Here is a 927-nt window from a genome sequence, read left to right as displayed (position 1 = left end):
CAGGGCCACCAGCAGTAACAGGCCATCGATCGGCGTGAGTTCTTCATTGGCGGCTAGCACAAACACCAGCAGGCTGGCGATGATCATCATCGGGATATCCAGGCGTACCAGTTGCCGGGAGACCCGCAGCGGAATGATCAGGGCTGCCAGGCCAAGGGTCACGAGGGTGTTGAAGATGCTGCTGCCGATCACACTGCCCACGGCGATGTCGGTGTTGTCCGCCAGGGTCGCTTGCAAGCTGATCGCCATCTGCGGCGCGCTGCTGCCGAAGGCGACGATGCTCAGGCCGATGATCAGCGGGCGCACCTTGAGGCTGGCCGCCAGGCGCACGGCGGCGCGCACTAATACTTCTGCGCCGAAGATCAACAGCAGCAGGCCGCTGATCAGTTCGATCAGGCTAAAGGGCGAGAGGGCGGTTAATGCGGAAATGGCCTGGGCTCCGTCGGTCAGTTGCTGAGGGCTTGCACGCGAACGCGCGCGGTGCCGCTGCCGATCATACCGATCTGTTCGGCGGCCTTGCGTGAAAGGTCGATCAGGCGCCCACGGGTATGCGGGCCGCGATCATTGATGCGGACAACGACGCTTTTGTTGTTGTCGAGATTGGTGACCTTAACCTGCGTGCCGAAGGGCAGGCGACGATGGGCGGCGGTCAGGGCATTCTGGTTGAACGGTTCACCGCTGGCAGTGCGGTTGCCGTGGTGTTTGGCGCCGTAGTAGGACGCGGAGCCGGTTTCGTCATAGCCGTTGGGGTCGATGAGGCCGCTGGCGCAGCCGGCGAGCAGAGAGAACAGGGCCAACAGGCCGAGTAGACGCTTCATTTTCAAGGTTCCCCCCTTACAGATGTGGGAGCGGGCTTGGGTGGGAGCGGGCTTGCTCGCGAATGCAGTGTGTCAGGCAACGCATAGGCTGACTGATCCACCGCTTTCG

The 927-nt window shown here is 62.7% G+C and carries 2 protein-coding genes; both read right to left on the bottom strand.

Annotation, left to right across the window (positions count from 1 at the left end):
• On the bottom strand, positions 1 to 387 hold a 387-nt coding region (locus tag HX873_RS05230; RefSeq protein WP_371318392.1), incomplete at its 3' end, for a sodium:calcium antiporter.
• A gap of 59 nt (positions 388 to 446) precedes the next feature.
• On the bottom strand, positions 447 to 818 hold the full coding sequence (locus tag HX873_RS05225; RefSeq protein ID WP_003216071.1) for a septal ring lytic transglycosylase RlpA family protein: 372 nt from the start codon (positions 816 to 818) through the stop codon (positions 447 to 449).
• Between the last annotated feature and the right edge of the window lie 109 nt (positions 819 to 927).

Origin of the sequence: Pseudomonas sp. P7758 (assembly GCF_013386485.1) — a bacterium.
In the GTDB taxonomy this organism is placed as follows: Bacteria; Pseudomonadota; Gammaproteobacteria; order Pseudomonadales; family Pseudomonadaceae; genus Aquipseudomonas.
Note: the sequence above shows the minus strand (reverse complement) of the source record. Positions and strands in the feature narration are given on the sequence as shown.